Source organism: Marinobacter sp. SS21, from assembly GCF_028369065.1.
In the GTDB taxonomy this organism is placed as follows: Bacteria; Pseudomonadota; Gammaproteobacteria; order Pseudomonadales; family Oleiphilaceae; genus Marinobacter.
Genome location: NZ_JAQNDA010000002.1, coordinates 409502 through 423866 on the forward strand (window position 1 = coordinate 409502; position 14365 = coordinate 423866).

Here is a 14365-nt window from a genome sequence, read left to right on the forward strand (position 1 = left end):
AGACGGGAGGAGGCGTCCCCATTAAGACCATTTTTGTTCAAGGTCCCATTCCCGGTTTTCGACTGTTTCTGGCCATTGTGGTATCGGTTGCTTTGATTGTCGCCGATGGCCGCTTGGCGCAGCTGCAGACGGTACGCAGTGCCATTGGTACCGGGTTGGCGCCGGTCTATTGGTTGGGCAATGCGCCGTCCCAGTTCAGCGCTTGGGTGTCCGGTCTGTTCACGACCCGGGACGACCTGCTGGAAGAAAATGACGCTCTCAGGGCACGGCTGTTGATCCTGGAGCGGCGCGCACTCAAGTACGCTGCCCTGGCGGCCGAGAACAATGAGCTGCGCCGGCTGATGAACTCATCCGAAGTGCTGGATGACCGGGTGATCGTGGCCGAAGTTGTCAGCGTCTCTCCAGACCCGTTTTCCCACGAAGTGGTGATCAACAAGGGCAGTCGTGACGGGGTTCAGGTCGGGCAGGCCATACTCGATGCCACCGGGCTGATGGGGCAGGTGCAGCAGGCCAGTAGCTTTACCTCCCAGGTTCTGCTGATCTCCGACAGCAGTCACGCGGTGCCTGTAGAGGTGGTGCGTAACGGCTTGCGGGCCATCCTGTTGGGTAATGGCAACATCAACACGCTGGAACTGGTTCATGTGCCGGACACGGCCGATCTCCGCGAAGGCGATCTGCTGGTCAGCTCGGGACTGGGCGGCCGTTTCCCCAAGGGGTATCCGGTGGCCGAGGTTGTTTCGATCCGCAAGGATCCAGGGGAGCCGTTCATGCAGATCGAGGCGAAACCGAAGGCCGAACTGAGCCGTAGCGAAATGGTGCTGGTGGTGTTCAGCCAGATTCAGCAGGCGATTCAGTCACCGTCAGAGGTGTCCGGTGACGAAACGGAGCTGCAACAGCCCACTGACTCCGGGGAGGAAAACTGATGCTGTCGGTCATCAGTTACCCGGTATTCGCCATCAGTATTCTCATTGCGTTGGTGCTGAGTATTTCGCCGTTTCCCCTCGGTTGGTTCGAGTTCCGCCCGGAATGGCTGGGACTTTTGGTGTTTTACTGGACCTTCCGGGCGCCAGCCCAGTTTGGCATCCTGCTAGCCTGGTGTCTGGGCTTGATGCTCGACGTGCTGGAAGCCACGGCCCTGGGGGTGAATGCCGTCGCCATGGCGATGATTGCCTTTCTGGTGTTGACCATCCATCAGCGCCTGCGCATGTTCCCCATTCCCCAGCAATGTGCGATGGTATTTCTGCTGCTGGGTATCAATCAGATGCTGGTGCATTTCATCAAGCAGATGCTCGGCGCGGATGACGCCGGATTCAGTTACCTGTGGCCCGCCATCACCAGTGCCATCATCTGGCCACTTTTGTGTGTGCTGCTGGACGGCTTAAATCGAAAACTGGGATAGGAAGTTCCCATGCCGCAGATTGTACTTGCTTCGGCGTCCCCCCGACGCGCGGAGTTGCTCGCCCAGATCGGGGTGGACTTTACCGTCTCCCCAGCCCATATCGATGAAACTCCCAGGCGGTTGGAGTCTCCAACTGATTATGTGATTCGCATGGCCCGGGAAAAGGCGCTGGCGATCTACCGCGAGGGTGACGGGGTGGTGATTGGCGCAGACACCAGCGTCGTGCTGGGTGACCGGATTCTCGGCAAACCGCCTTCCGTGGAGGCGGCCGCGGCCATGCTGGATCTTTTGTCCGGCTCGGTGCACCAGGTGTTAACGGCGGTTGCGGTGGTCTGTCGGGGCGATTGCCGGGTCAGGCTGGTGACCACGGATGTCAGTTTTCGGCAGCTGGCGCCACCGGAAGTCGCCGCCTACGTGGCTACGGGGGAACCAATGGACAAGGCCGGTGGCTACGGTATCCAGGGTCTTGGCGGCGTGTTCGTAGATCGCCTCCAGGGGAGTTACAGCGCCGTGGTGGGCCTGCCACTGGAACAAACCGCCGAATTGCTGGCCGATGCCGGTTGCCCGGTTTGGCGCGGCTGGAATAACAATAACGTGAGCAAGATTGATAACGGAGAGACTCAATGAGTGAAGAAATCCTGATCAACGTCACGCCGGTGGAGACCCGAGTGGCCCTGGTGGAAAACGGCATGCTTCAGGAGGCTTACATTGAGCGTACCAGCCGCAAGGGCATCGTGGGCAACATTTACCGCGGCAAGGTGGTAAGGGTGCTGCCCGGTATGGAGGCGGCCTTTGTCGATATCGGTTTGGAACGGGCCGCGTTCATCCATGCTTCCGATGTGGTCAATGGGCAGTCCAACGACGACGAACCCGGCGACTCCCCCAAAACAGTGCCGGATATCCGCACCTTACTCCGGGAAGGGCAGTCGTTGGTGGTGCAGGTCACCAAAGACCCGATCGGAACCAAAGGGGCTCGCCTGACCACCCAGCTTTCCATTCCATCCCGCTACCTGGTGTTCATGCCCGGGGTCAATCACATTGGTATCTCCCAGCGCATCGAGGACGAAACTGAGCGAGCCCGCCTGAAGGGCATTGTTGAGGAAGAGGCCGCCTCCCAAGGGGAGCTGAAGGGGGGATACATTATCCGCACTGCCGCCGAATCCGCCTCGTCGGAAGATCTGATCGGAGATATGAAGTACCTGCACCGGTTGAGCCACTCCATTCACGAGCGCATCAACCGGGTGAACGCGCCTGCGGTGGTTTATCAGGATCTTCCCCTGTTTATTCGAACCATTCGCGATCTGATTCGTCCGCAAACCGAAAAAGTCCGCATCGACAGCCGTGAAAGTCACCAACGGGTGGTGGAGTTCGTCGAGGAGTTTGTTGCCGAGTTTGCCGATAAGGTGGAGTATTACCCTGGCGAGCGCCCCATTTTCGATCTGTACAGTGTCGAAGATGAGATCCAGAAGGCGCTGAGTCGGAAAGTCCAGCTGAAGTCCGGTGGCTATGTCATCGTTGACCAGACCGAGGCGATGACAACCATCGACATCAACACCGGTGCCTTCGTGGGACACCGCAACCTGGAAGAAACCATCTTCAAGACCAACCTGGAGGCGGCCCGGGCCATCAGCCGGCAACTTCGGCTGCGCAACCTCGGTGGTATCATCATCATCGATTTTATCGACATGGAAGATACCGAGCACCAGCGCCAGGTTCATCGAATGCTGGAAAAAATGCTGGAGCGGGATCACGCCAAGACCAAGATCACCGGGGTCTCTGAACTCGGGCTGGTGGAGATGACCCGCAAACGCACCACCGAGAGCCTGGGTCAGGTGCTGTGCGAGCCCTGCCCAGTGTGTGATGGCCGGGGCTTCCTCAAAACGGCGGAAACGGTGTGCTATGAGGTCTTCCGCGAAATCCTCCGGGTTAACCGGGCTTACGAGGCGGAAAGCTATCTGGTGATGGCCTCACAGAGTGTGGTTGACCGATTGCTGGATGAGGAGTCCGACAACGTGGCCGATCTCGAAACATTCATCAGCAAGAGCATTCGCTTCCAGGTTGAGCCTTTTTACAGCCAGGAACAATACGATGTGGTATTGCTCTAAGGTGGCGTTGATGGGCCCTGGCGGAAGTCATGTCAAGAATTGACGCGACGGTAGCCGATGCCGGGCGGCCGATCACCTTGCTCCAACGCCTGGCCGGGTTGGTGTGGTGGCTCGCGCTCACGGCACTTATTTTGCTGGCCCTGTATGCGGGCATCGGCCGCCAGTTCACCGAAAACATCGACAGCTATCGCGACGATCTGTCGCAGGCGTTGTCCGCTCGCCTCGGGCAAGACGTCACCATTGACTCTCTCAGTGCGCGCTGGACTTGGCTCGACCCCATTATCGAGGCCCGGGGAATTCGGGTGGCGTCCAGTCCGGATCATGCCGAACCCTTCCTGGCCAGGCTGGATTATCTGACAATCCGCCTGGACAGCCTGGCGTCGTTGCTCCGGCAGAGAGTGGTCTTCGGCGAGTTCGCCGCGGACGGGCTGGATCTCGCGCTCCGTCAGACCGACGATGGACGAATTCTGCTGGAAGGTCTTGGCCAACCAGCGTCGTCCCCACCGTCTCCCCAATCAATCAGCGGTAACTGGTTCACCCGTGTCGGGCAATGGCTGTCTGATCCTTCGGTCCGGATTACCCGGGTCAACCTGGCGCTTCGCTCGCCGGATCAGCAAGATAAGCACATCGACATTCCCCAGCTGGATCTCAACTACGTACGCGGCCTGTTTTCCGCCTCGGGCCGGGCGATGCAGGCTGGCACTACCCATCAGTTGGCCAGCTTTTCGTTGGTGGGGCAGCATTTCTTTCGCGGTGAGTTTACCGGACAGCTCCATATCGGCCTGAATTCGGGCCGGCTGTTTGACGAGCTGGCGGGAACCTACCAGTGGCGCGGGCTGAGCATTGAGGGCTTCGATGTCGGCGGCCAGGCCTGGCTGACATTCCGAAACGGCTTAATGGAGCAGGTGAGCGGGCATCTGGAGGTGCCCTTCCTGCAGCTCCGGGCGCAGCAACAGTCGCTGGCGCCGCTGGAAAATATAGCCTTCGAGTTTGGCTGGCGGGCACGTCGGCCGGTCGCCGACAACGATCTGCTGAGTGGCGAGCTGCATCTTCGCAACCTCCGCTGGCTGTGGCTGGATGACTGGGCCGAGGGGTTCGACCTTCGCCTGACCCACCACAGTCACGCCATTCATGCCTACGCCTCTGGGCTGCCGCTGGGACCCCTGGGCCGTCTGGCCAGCCGCCTGGGCGTGCTGCCCGAGCGCGCCAACCGGGCGCTGCTGGGGTATCGACCGGAAGGCCAGCTCGATGATCTCCGGCTCACCATCCCCACCAGTGCCGAAGGCCCAGAGTTCGGTCTGCGGGCCGACCTCAATGACGTCAGTGTTGAGGCCTTTCGGGGCGCACCTGAAATCGCCGGCGCGGTGGGAACGATTTCGGCCAATCGCCGCGGTGGTACGGTTCGGGTTTCCGGGCCGGATATTACCCTGGGATTCCCGCTGCTGTATGCCAACAGCTGGCAACTGGCTCAGGCCGAGGCAACGGTATCCTGGCTGTTCGATGGCCCGTTGCTCCGGGTGTTTTCAGATGCCATTCAGCTGCGTTATGGAGAGCAGACCGAGCTGGCCGAAATCACCGAACTGAGCGGTGCCTTCGATCTTCGTATGGACCGGGACGGTGAAGACAACCTGGGCCTCATGGTGGCGGTTCGCAATGGCACGGCAGACATGCTGGCCACTTTCGTTCCCAGCAAGAAGGTTGCGCCCGAGTTGTACCAGTGGTTGACCACCGCGATATCCAGCGCCCACATAGCCGAAGGTGTGTTCTATGGGCATGGTCAGATCAATCAGGGAGCGCCCCGGCGTTCCTTCACGTCGTCCATGCGCTATCGGTTTAGCGATGGCGTCGTACGCTACGGCTCCGACTGGCCCGAGGTTGAGCAGGCGAACGGGACCGTGGTGGTGCACGATGGCGCCACCGAGGTCTGGCTGGATTCGGCCAGGACCGGTGGCCTGGAGGTCCGAAACACTCGGGTACAGGCGGTGGTCGAGGAGGGCGACTTCCTGGTGCGTGTGGACACAGAAACGGACGTGCCGGGGCCGGCGGTAAGTTACTGGCTGGCGAACACGCCGCTGGGCGAGTTATCGGGTCTGACCGCCGATACGGTGGAGCTGGACGGGCAGTATCGGTTGGCGCTCGGGCTGGAAATACCGCTCTCCGGTGATCGGGACGTGGGAATTCGTGTTACCGCTGAGACCGGCAACGGTGAACTGCGCTACCCCGGGGCAAGCCTGAGTTGGCGTGAGCTCGCGGGCAAGGTCAGGTTTGACAGTCGCAGCGGTTTCCAGGCGTCGGGCCTGAGGGGACTGTTCATGGGGCAGCCGGTCAGGCTGGGCTTTGATTACGACCCCAGTACGCATCACTTCACTCTGTCCCAGACCGGCGAACTCTCGGTATCCAGCTTCTTCGACCTCTTGTCCGTATCCCCTCCCCAGGGCGCAGGCCTGGCGGGCCAGTTCGCTTACACCGCTCGCCTGGGGCTGGCGAAGGGGGCTTCGCCGGAGTTATCGCTGTACAGCAGTCTGTTGGGCACCGAAATCGACTGGCCAGCCCCGCTCGGTAAACGGTCCGATGAGTTCGTGCCGTTGCAGGCGGTGTTGGAGCCCGGTGACCAGGGCCAATTACAGCTTGCCGGTGTCTGGAATGACCGGCTTGCATTCCGGGTGGAATGGGGGGACACCGGATTTGAGCGGGGGCATGTGGTGTTTGGGTCGCAGTCCGCTGAGCGGTTGGCATCGCCCGGCCTGACGCTGTCCGGACGGGTCCAGCGGGTAAATATGGATGATTGGAACGAACGCTGGGGGCGGCTTTCCGCTGGCGCAGGGGGCGGCGACGTCGATGCTGCTGAGTACACCGAGCAAGTGGCCAGCTGGCTCAACGACATCACCCTGACCATTGCCGAGCTGGAGGTGCTGGGGCAGAGTTTCCCCAATGTGCGGGTGGCAGCCGGCCTGGATCAGGATCGCTGGACGATCGATACCGCGTCATCGCGGGTAACCGGTCGCCTGATTTTGCCCCTGAGGCCGTCGGCGGGAGTCGAGGTGAACCTGGCGTCGCTGTCCCTGATGAGTGATCGCAGCGAAGAGCCCAAGACCAGGCCAGCGATGACCGCAAGCGAGCAGGTCGCGGCGTTTCGCGCGATGACCATGGAAGGATGGCCCGAGGTGCAGGTCCGCATCGAGGCCCTGAGCATGGATGATCGTCCCCTGGGCCGTTGGAGGTTCAAGCTCTTGCCCAGCGCCCAGTCGCTGCACATTTCCGCGCTGGAAGGCCAGATCGAGTCGCTGAATTTCAACGGTGACCTGCACTGGGACATACTCGAAGGTCGCCAGATGTCCCGATTGAAGGGGGAGGTCTCAGGCGAGGACCTGGGCGACATGGCGCTGCTGATCGGGACACAGGCGCCGTTGCGGAACAAAAACAGCCAGCTGCTGCTGGACCTTGACTGGCCGGGCCGACCCGATGATTTCAAGTTGACCGAGCTGGAAGGCGAGGTCAGCATCCGGCTCGACGACGGGGTTATATTGGAAAGCAACAACACCGCCCAGCTGTTCCGGCTGTTCAATGTGTTGAATGCCGACACCCTGTGGCGCCGGTTGCAGCTGGACTTTTCCGACCTCTATGAGGCTGGCGTCGCCTTCGATGCCATCTCTGGAACGGCGGAACTCCGGGGCGGGGTGCTGAATTGGGCTCCGGAACTGCAAATTGTCGGACCGTCGGGCGCGTTCAAGTTGTCCGGGTCCAGTAACATGATTGACGAGTCTCTCGATATGCGTTTGGTGGTGGTGTTGCCGTTGACCCAGAACCTGCCGCTGGCGGCGCTCCTGATGGGGGCGTCAGCGCCCATCGGTGGCGCGCTGTTTGTTTTGGACAAGGTGTTGGGCGATCCCTTGAGCCGGCTCACCAGCGCCACCTATAGTGTCAAAGGCAGCTGGGATCAGCCGGAAGTGCGTCTGCGTAACGTGTTCGATACCGGTAACTGAGATTAACCCGCAAGGGTAGGAGGGCGGCATGGGGACGGCATTGTCAGGCACTGGTACCAGCGTGGCCGGTATTCAGATGGTCAGCGGTGGCGATGTGCAGGAGAACCTGCGGGAAGCCCGGGAACTGCTCGAAGCGGCGGCGCAGGCCAAGGCCAAGATCGCGGTGTTACCGGAAAACTTCGCCGTTCTGAAGGCGGCCCAGATGGTGGCGCAGGGCCGCCGCGAATGCGACGGTGACGGGGAGATTCGTGCCTTTCTGTCCGCTCAGGCTCGGCGACTGGGGATGTGGCTTGTCGGGGGTTCCATGCCGCTGGCGCAGCGGCCCGATGGCAGCGCAATGGAGCGGCGGGTTCGTGCCAGCTGCCTGGTGTACGACGACCGCGGGCAGCAGGTGGCTCGCTACGACAAGGTGCATCTGTTCGATGCCGACGTGGACGATGCCCATGGCCGCTACCGGGAATCCGACACCTTCGAGCCGGGACAGGAGGTGGTCACGGTGGACACCCCGGCCGGGGTGCTGGGGCTGGCGGTGTGTTACGACCTGCGCTTCCCCGAACTGTTCCGGAAACTGCGGGAACAGGGAGCGGATTGGGTGGCGCTGCCCAGTGCCTTCACCTACATGACCGGGGAGGCCCATTGGCATGCGCTGATTCGTGCCCGAGCCATTGAGAATCAGTTCTGGATGGTGGCCGCCGGACAGGGCGGTCGTAACAGCCCGCGGCGACACACTTTCGGCCACTCGATGGTTGTCGATCCCTGGGGCGTGGTGGTCGCCGAACGCCAGAATGAGGGCCCGGGTTGGGTGAGCGCTGAGCTTGATCCCGAACGGCTGGCGAAGGTACGACAGCGAATGCCGGTTTGGGGGCATCGCAGGCTGTAGGACATCCTATGAGCGGGCCGCAATCTTAAAGCGTAGCCTCAGGATTGTTCACCCTCGTCGATGCATTCCCGCAAATAGCGAAACAGCTTCTTGCTCAGGCCGGTGTTTTTTTGCTGCTCAGCGTCTCTGCGGGCATTTCGGGTCAGGTTGCGCAGGTGCTGGATGTCGGCGCCTGGGCAGTAGTCGATAAATTCCGCTAGCGCGGTATCACCCTCGCCGATCAGCCGATCCCGCCAGCGTTCGGCCAGATGGTGGCGTCGAGTGTGCTCCTCGCTGCCGGCGTGGAATGCCTCAATGGATCGACGCACCTGATCGATATCGTCTTCCTGACGAATGACTTTTCCAATGTACTGCAGGTGACGCCTGCGCGCTTCGTGCTGGCGAATGCGGTGGGATTCGTCGATGGCCCGGCGGAGCGTGTCGCTGATGGGCAAGGTGTCCAGCTGTTCCCGTGACAGATTGAGCATCTGTTTTCCCAAATCCTGCAGGGCCTGCATTTCCCGCTTTATCTGGGACTTGCTTTTGTCCCACTCCAGTTCGGAGTCATCTTGGTGGTCGTCGAAATCAGACATAACGGCTATCCGGCTTGATGAACAGGTCAGGCGTAACAGATGGTCGCCAGCCCCAGAAAGGACATGAATCCTACCACATCGGTGACGGTGGTGAGTATGACCCCGCCGGCGAGGGCGGGGTCGATGTTGCGAGATTTGAGGAACAGCGGCAACAAAGTGCCGACACAGGCTGCGGCCAACAGGTTAATGACCATGGCTGCGGCAATGATCGCGCCGATCAACGGGTCCTTGAACCACAGGGTGGCGGCGGTTGCCACCACCAGTGCCCACAGCAGGCCATTGAGCACGCCGACCAGGAACTCCCGGTTCAGCAGCCAACGGACGTTGGCTCCGCTGATCTGGCCCACCGCCATACCTCGAATCACCAGGGTCAGTGTCTGGCTGCCGGCGATGCCGCCCATACTGGCTACAATCGGCATCAGCACGGCTAGGGCCACCACTTTTTCGATGGTGCCTTCAAACAGGCCGATCACCGCGGATGCGATGAACGCGGTGATCAGGTTGATGCCTAGCCAGACCGCACGACGGCGGGAGGTTTTCATGACTGGGGCGAACGTGTCTTCATCCTCGTCGAGACCGGCCATGCTCATGAGGGAGTGGTCGGCGTCTTCCCGGATGACGTCTACCACGTCATCGATGGTGATGCGGCCCAGCAGGTTGCCGTCCTCATCCACCACCGGCGCCGAGATCAGATCGTAGCGCTCGAACAGCGTCGCGACCTGGGTGTCGGAAAGCGTCACCGGGATTGGTTCAATGCCCGTGTCCATGACCTCCCGCACGGTGGTGGCCGGGTTGGTGACCAGCATCTTGGTGATCGGCAGCATGCCAATGAACTGGTCTTTCCGGCTCACCACGATCAGGCTGTCGGTCATCGGTGGCAGTGAGCGGTGGCGACGTAGGTAACGCAGCACGACGTCAATGCTGATGTCCGGACGAACCGTAATGGTGTCCGTATTCATCAGGCCGCCGGCGGTGTCCTCTGGATAGGCGAGGACTTCTTCCACCCGCTGCCGGTCCTGCTCGTCCATGGTATCCAGGACTTCCTGGATAACCGTGTCCGGCAGCTGTTGCAGCAGGTCGGCCAGGTCATCGGACTCAAAGTCTTCGATGATATCGGCCAGTTCCTGGGCGTTCAGTTTGCTGAGGAAGTAACCCCGAATGTCGTCACTGAGGTACTGGAGAACTTCCCCTTCCAGGCTCTTATCGACCAGGTTCCACAGCAGCGCCCGCTGGCGCGGTGGGGAGGATTCCAGCAGGTGAGCGATATCGCTGGGACTCAGGCCGCCATTGAGGATACGTGCCACCTGTTTCAGGGCACCACTGTCCAGAGCCTCTCCGAGGGAGCGGAGGCGCTGGCGAGCCTGGCTTTGTTCCAGAATATCCGTCATGAGTTACCCAAGCGTACTGAGCGGTTTCGTCGCAGTTGGCCGATTCCCGCGCCGCGCGGCGGCATGAGCGGAAACTTAAGTATTATAGCGGGCTTACGTTGCGGTAGTGAGAAAGAGTTGTAAGTGAATGCCGCAGCGGCGGGTTACTCGCCCTCGCCAAAGTAATCGTTGATCAGCTCAAGCAATTTGTCGAGGGCCTGGTCCTCGTCCGCGCCCGAGATGACCAGTTCGATCTCGGTGCCTTTACTGGCGGCAAGCATCATTACCGGCATGATCGCTTTGGCATCCACCTTCCGGTCCTCCTTGACGATCTGGATGTTACTTTCGAATTCCGAGGCGGTGGCAACGAGTTTGGCGGCTGCTCGGGCGTGCAGGCCGAGCTTGTTAATGATGGTTACAGGCTGGCGAATCATAGGTGGCTCAGGAGTCGACGTGTTTCAGGTGGGGCAGTTCGGTATGGCGGACCTGGACGTTGTTGTAGCGCTCGGCAAAGAACTTGCCGAGCTGCTCGCAGATGTATACGGAGCGGTGCTGGCCGCCGGTACAGCCGACGGAAATGGTCATGTAGCTGCGATTGCTCTCGCCGAAGGAGGGCAGCCAGCGTTCCAGGAAATGAGTGAGATCCTCCACCATCTTCAGGGTCGCAGGCTCGTTTTCCAGGAAATCGACCACCGGTTGGTCGATGCCGGTAAACTTGCGCAGACTGGTGTCCCAATAGGGGTTGGGTAGGCAGCGAACATCGAACACGTAATCGGAATCCACCGGCACCCCATGCTTGAAGCCAAAGGATTGGATCAACAGCGCCAGCTCCTGCTCCCGTCGCCCGATGACGCGCTGCTTGACCATGTCGCGCAGTTCGTAGATCGACAGTTCGGTGGTGTCTACGAAAAGATCCGCGAGGCTGGCAATCGGTTCCAGCAGGTGTTTCTCGCTATCAATAGCCTCTTTGAGGGAGGTGCGATCGTTGCTTAACGGGTGTTTGCGTCGGGTGGCGTGGAAACGTTGTAGTAGGGCCTGGTCGGTGGCATCGAGGAAAATGGTTTCGATGGTGGCACCGGTCTGTCGCAGTTGGTGGTGGATATCCTCGAAATTGGCAATCTCGTCCGAGAGGTTGCGGGCGTCGATGCTGACTGCGATGCGCTTGAGCCGGGCGGTACTTTCCTTGACCGTGGCTTCGCGTGTTAGTGGGAATAGCAGGCCAATGGGCAAATTGTCGATGCAGTAGTAGCCCAGGTCTTCCAATACGTGCAGAGCGGTACTTTTGCCTGATCCGGAACGACCACTCACAATGATCAGCTTCATAACCCCTTACCCCTGAAAAGACGTTCGCTACTGATTGGCTCCGATCATGCGTTTATACAGGGTGTCACTATCAGCGCATTGGCGCAGCTGGTCACAGAAGCTGTGGTCATTGAACTTTTCCGCCAACTGGCTGAGCAGTTCCAGGTGCTCACTGGTCGCCTCTTTCGGTACGATCAGCGTGAACAGCAAGTCCACCGGCTGATTGTCGATGGCGTCAAACGCCACGCCTTCCTCCAGCGTTACCAACACCCCAATCACTTGGTCGCACCCCTCCAGACGGCAATGGGGGATCGCAATGCCCTGGCCGATGCCTGTGCTCCCCAGCCGCTCGCGGGACACCAGGTTATTGAAAATCTGGCTGTCACTGAGCTCTGGCTGTCTCCGATGAATTTCCTCGGAGATGTGTTCCAGAATACGCTTTTTACTGCTTCCTGGCACGCGGCAAAGGGTGAGCTCCGGTGTCAGGATGGTGTCTATGGTGAGTGTAGTATCCGTCATGAATCGACAGTTTATCCGTTAAAAAAAGGCTGCGGTACGTGGCACGTACCGCAGCGCGATCAGTCTTATGGTGCCTCTGAATGCCAGAGATGATCCGGAGTAAATCAGAGGCTCCATCATCGTTAGCTGGCAAGGCTACCGCTTAGCGCGCGCCGTTTCCATGCTTACGATCGATATTTTTCTCTTTGTGCTTCAGGATCTGACGATCCAGCTTGTCCACCAATGCGTCAATCGCCGCGTACATATCCTCATTTTCAGCCTTTGCGTGAATCTCACCGCCAATCACGTGCAATGTGGCTTCCGCCATCTGACGTACCTTCTCGACTTCAAGTGTGACCTGGCAATTGCTGATGTGGTCAAAATGGCGCTCGAGCTTTTCGAATTTGCCAGATACATACTCTTTGAGAGGCGGAGTCAGTTCGACGTGATGACCTGAAATGTTGAGTTGCATAGGCGTCTCCTATTGTTAGCTTGCCAGCGACACGGATCACTGGCGGGGCTGCTATCGCCGGTGGCGGTAGCGATGTATCCCTGCATGCCAGAGTCAGGCCTTCGGACGACCTGCGCTACCCTGGTCTACACTAATCGTTTTCGCTCGTTCGACGGCGGAATCTGCATGGCCTCGCGATACTTGGCGACGGTTCTGCGAGCGACCTGGATTCCCTGTTCTCCTAGCATGGCGGCAATTTTGCTGTCGCTCAATGGCTTTTTGGGTGTTTCGGCTGCGATCAGTTTTTTGATCATGGCGCGAATGGCCGTGGATGAGCATTCGCCGCCTTCGTTGGTGCTGACATGGCTTGAGAAGAAATACTTCAGCTCGAAAATGCCCCGGGGTGTATGCATGAACTTTTGGGTGGTAACCCGGGATATGGTCGATTCATGCATTTCCACAGCCTGGGCAATATCCGACAGGATAAGCGGCTTCATGGCCTCTTCGCCGTGGTCAAGGAAGCCCTGTTGATGCTCGACAATCCGCGTCGCCACCTTCAACAACGTTTCATTGCGGCTTTGCAGGCTCTTGATGAACCATTTGGCTTCTTGCAACTGATCCCTCAGGTATGTGTTGTCTGCACTGCTGTCTGCACGTCTTATAAGTGAAGCATAGCTCGCATTCACGCGAATGCGTGGTGCAATTTCAGGATTCAGCTCCACACGCCAGCGTTCGTTGTGCTTTCGGACGATGACGTCGGGGATGACGTAATCCGGTTCGGCCTGGTCGATGGCGCTGCCAGGACGAGGATTGAGCTGGGTGACCAGGGCCAGCACTTCTTTGAGCTGGTCTTCCTTGAGCCGGCTGCGGCGCAGCAGTTGCGCGTAATCCCGGTTACCCAGCAGATTGATGTAATGAGTGATCACCAACCGGGCCTGGGGCAGCCAGGGGGTGTCGGCAGGCAGCTGGTTGAGCTGGATCAGCAGGCATTCCTGCAGACTGCGCGCAAACACCCCGGGCGGGTCGAAATGCTGCAGTCGCCGTAACACCGCTTCCACCTCATCGAGCTCGACCGGGTCGTCATCGTCTTCGTCGATCAGGCCGGAGTGGATTTCGTCCAGGTCGGAGCTGAGGTAGCCTCGGTCATCCACCGAATCCAGCAACGAGTGGGCGATGGCCTGATCGCGCTCACTCATCGGCGTCAGATTGAGTTGCCACTCCAGGTGATCGTGCAGAGTTTCCGTCGGAGAATTGCGAGTCTCGAAATCGTTGTCGTTTTCGTCGTCGACGCGGTTTGCCGGCGCAGGAGCGGGCTGGTAGATGTCATCCCAGGCGGTGTCCACCGGCAGATCGTCGGGAATGTTGTCGTCGGCGTTGTTGTCCGCCTGCCATTCCTCGGGTGGCTCCTCGTCCCAGCTATTGTCGGTGTCTGCGGTGGCGGTGTCGTCGTCGCCGTGATCCGCGCGGTCGGCTTCGTCGTTCTTCGTCGCGTCGGCCTCCAGGCTATCGTCGTCCTCCTGGGATTCCAGCAAGGGGTTGGAGTCCAGGGCTTGCTGGATCTCCTGTTGCAGGTCCAGCGTGGACAGCTGAAGCAGTCTGATCGCCTGTTGCAGCTGGGGCGTCATGGTCAGGCTTTGACCCAGTTTCAGCTGAAGAGAGGCTTTCATTACCATGATTTAACTTCCGTCACCTACTCGCTCCCGGTGCCCGTCTGGCCTCGTCGTGACTCACCGCTATGACAAAAAAGTCTTGCGTATTGGTTACTTGCTGCGACAAGCAAGTTCTCTGCCGAGTGTACTTGCTTGTGG

The 14365-nt window shown here is 59.8% G+C and carries 13 protein-coding genes; 6 read left to right on the forward strand and 7 right to left on the reverse strand.

What is annotated here, in order from left to right; translation table 11 throughout:
• Window positions 1-92 precede the first annotated feature (92 nt).
• Genes mreC through N6L25_RS04150 form a run of 6 tightly spaced genes read left to right on the forward strand, consistent with a single transcriptional unit; the run spans window position 93 to window position 8367 of the window.
• The gene (gene mreC / locus N6L25_RS04125; RefSeq protein ID WP_442915204.1) at window positions 93-923 is read left to right on the forward strand and encodes a rod shape-determining protein MreC; all 831 of its coding nucleotides are present in this window, start codon (window positions 93-95) and stop codon (window positions 921-923) included.
• Window positions 923-1399: a rod shape-determining protein MreD gene (gene mreD, locus N6L25_RS04130; protein WP_271978159.1), complete on the forward strand. Its 477-nt coding sequence runs from the start codon at window positions 923-925 to the stop codon at window positions 1397-1399. The genes mreC and mreD overlap by 1 nt, the downstream gene beginning before the upstream one ends.
• A gap of 9 nt (window positions 1400-1408) precedes the next feature.
• Window positions 1409-2026: a Maf family protein gene (locus N6L25_RS04135; RefSeq protein WP_271978161.1), complete on the forward strand. Its 618-nt coding sequence runs from the start codon at window positions 1409-1411 to the stop codon at window positions 2024-2026.
• Complete coding sequence (gene rng, locus N6L25_RS04140) at window positions 2023-3504, forward strand: ribonuclease G (protein WP_271978163.1); 1482 nt, start codon at window positions 2023-2025, stop codon at window positions 3502-3504. Before N6L25_RS04135 ends, rng begins: the two co-directional genes overlap by 4 nt.
• A gap of 29 nt (window positions 3505-3533) precedes the next feature.
• On the forward strand, window positions 3534-7487 hold the full coding sequence (locus N6L25_RS04145; RefSeq protein ID WP_271978165.1) for a YhdP family protein: 3954 nt from the start codon (window positions 3534-3536) through the stop codon (window positions 7485-7487).
• Between the two features lie 28 nt (window positions 7488-7515).
• A complete protein-coding gene (locus N6L25_RS04150) occupies window positions 7516-8367 on the forward strand; it encodes a carbon-nitrogen hydrolase family protein (protein ID WP_271978168.1) in 852 nt (283 codons plus the stop codon).
• A gap of 38 nt (window positions 8368-8405) precedes the next feature.
• On the opposite strand, the gene yjgA is transcribed toward N6L25_RS04150, so the two are convergent.
• From yjgA to N6L25_RS04185, 7 genes are all read right to left on the reverse strand, one after another.
• Window positions 8406-8939 carry a ribosome biogenesis factor YjgA gene (gene yjgA, locus N6L25_RS04155; RefSeq protein ID WP_271978170.1) on the reverse strand — a complete coding sequence of 178 codons (534 nt, stop codon included), beginning with the start codon at window positions 8937-8939 and terminating at the stop codon, window positions 8406-8408.
• A gap of 26 nt (window positions 8940-8965) precedes the next feature.
• Complete coding sequence (mgtE, locus tag N6L25_RS04160) at window positions 8966-10327, reverse strand: magnesium transporter (protein WP_271978173.1); 1362 nt, start codon at window positions 10325-10327, stop codon at window positions 8966-8968.
• Between the two features lie 143 nt (window positions 10328-10470).
• Window positions 10471-10740: an HPr family phosphocarrier protein gene (locus tag N6L25_RS04165; RefSeq protein ID WP_271978175.1), complete on the reverse strand. Its 270-nt coding sequence runs from the start codon at window positions 10738-10740 to the stop codon at window positions 10471-10473.
• A gap of 7 nt (window positions 10741-10747) precedes the next feature.
• A complete protein-coding gene (gene rapZ, locus N6L25_RS04170) occupies window positions 10748-11629 on the reverse strand; it encodes an RNase adapter RapZ (RefSeq protein WP_271978177.1) in 882 nt (293 codons plus the stop codon).
• Window positions 11630-11656: 27 nt separating this feature from the next.
• Entirely contained in the window at window positions 11657-12127 is a 471-nt protein-coding gene (gene ptsN / locus N6L25_RS04175) for a PTS IIA-like nitrogen regulatory protein PtsN (RefSeq protein WP_271978179.1), read from the reverse strand.
• Between the two features lie 142 nt (window positions 12128-12269).
• Window positions 12270-12578 carry a ribosome hibernation promoting factor gene (gene hpf, locus N6L25_RS04180; RefSeq protein ID WP_271978181.1) on the reverse strand — a complete coding sequence of 103 codons (309 nt, stop codon included), beginning with the start codon at window positions 12576-12578 and terminating at the stop codon, window positions 12270-12272.
• Window positions 12579-12703: 125 nt separating this feature from the next.
• Window positions 12704-14224, reverse strand: coding sequence for an RNA polymerase factor sigma-54 (locus N6L25_RS04185; RefSeq protein WP_271978312.1), 1521 nt, complete (start codon window positions 14222-14224; stop codon window positions 12704-12706).
• Window positions 14225-14365 lie beyond the last annotated feature (141 nt).

What these genes read in the sequence shown, in the direction of transcription:
- N6L25_RS04150 (WP_271978168.1), top strand. Translation starts at nt 7,516, where the DNA reads ATGGGGACGGCATTGTCAGGCACTGGTACCAGCGTGGCCGGTATTCAG.
- rng (WP_271978163.1), top strand. Translation starts at nt 2,023, where the DNA reads ATGAGTGAAGAAATCCTGATCAACGTCACGCCGGTGGAGACCCGAGTG.
- N6L25_RS04135 (WP_271978161.1), top strand. Translation starts at nt 1,409, where the DNA reads ATGCCGCAGATTGTACTTGCTTCGGCGTCCCCCCGACGCGCGGAGTTG.
- N6L25_RS04145 (WP_271978165.1), top strand. Translation starts at nt 3,534, where the DNA reads ATGTCAAGAATTGACGCGACGGTAGCCGATGCCGGGCGGCCGATCACC.
- rapZ (WP_271978177.1), bottom strand. Translation starts at nt 11,629, where the DNA reads ATGAAGCTGATCATTGTGAGTGGTCGTTCCGGATCAGGCAAAAGTACC.
- mreD (WP_271978159.1), top strand. Translation starts at nt 923, where the DNA reads ATGCTGTCGGTCATCAGTTACCCGGTATTCGCCATCAGTATTCTCATT.
- hpf (WP_271978181.1), bottom strand. Translation starts at nt 12,578, where the DNA reads ATGCAACTCAACATTTCAGGTCATCACGTCGAACTGACTCCGCCTCTC.
- ptsN (WP_271978179.1), bottom strand. Translation starts at nt 12,127, where the DNA reads ATGACGGATACTACACTCACCATAGACACCATCCTGACACCGGAGCTC.
- N6L25_RS04165 (WP_271978175.1), bottom strand. Translation starts at nt 10,740, where the DNA reads ATGATTCGCCAGCCTGTAACCATCATTAACAAGCTCGGCCTGCACGCC.
- N6L25_RS04185 (WP_271978312.1), bottom strand. Translation starts at nt 14,224, where the DNA reads ATGAAAGCCTCTCTTCAGCTGAAACTGGGTCAAAGCCTGACCATGACG.
- mgtE (WP_271978173.1), bottom strand. Translation starts at nt 10,327, where the DNA reads ATGACGGATATTCTGGAACAAAGCCAGGCTCGCCAGCGCCTCCGCTCC.
- yjgA (WP_271978170.1), bottom strand. Translation starts at nt 8,939, where the DNA reads ATGTCTGATTTCGACGACCACCAAGATGACTCCGAACTGGAGTGGGAC.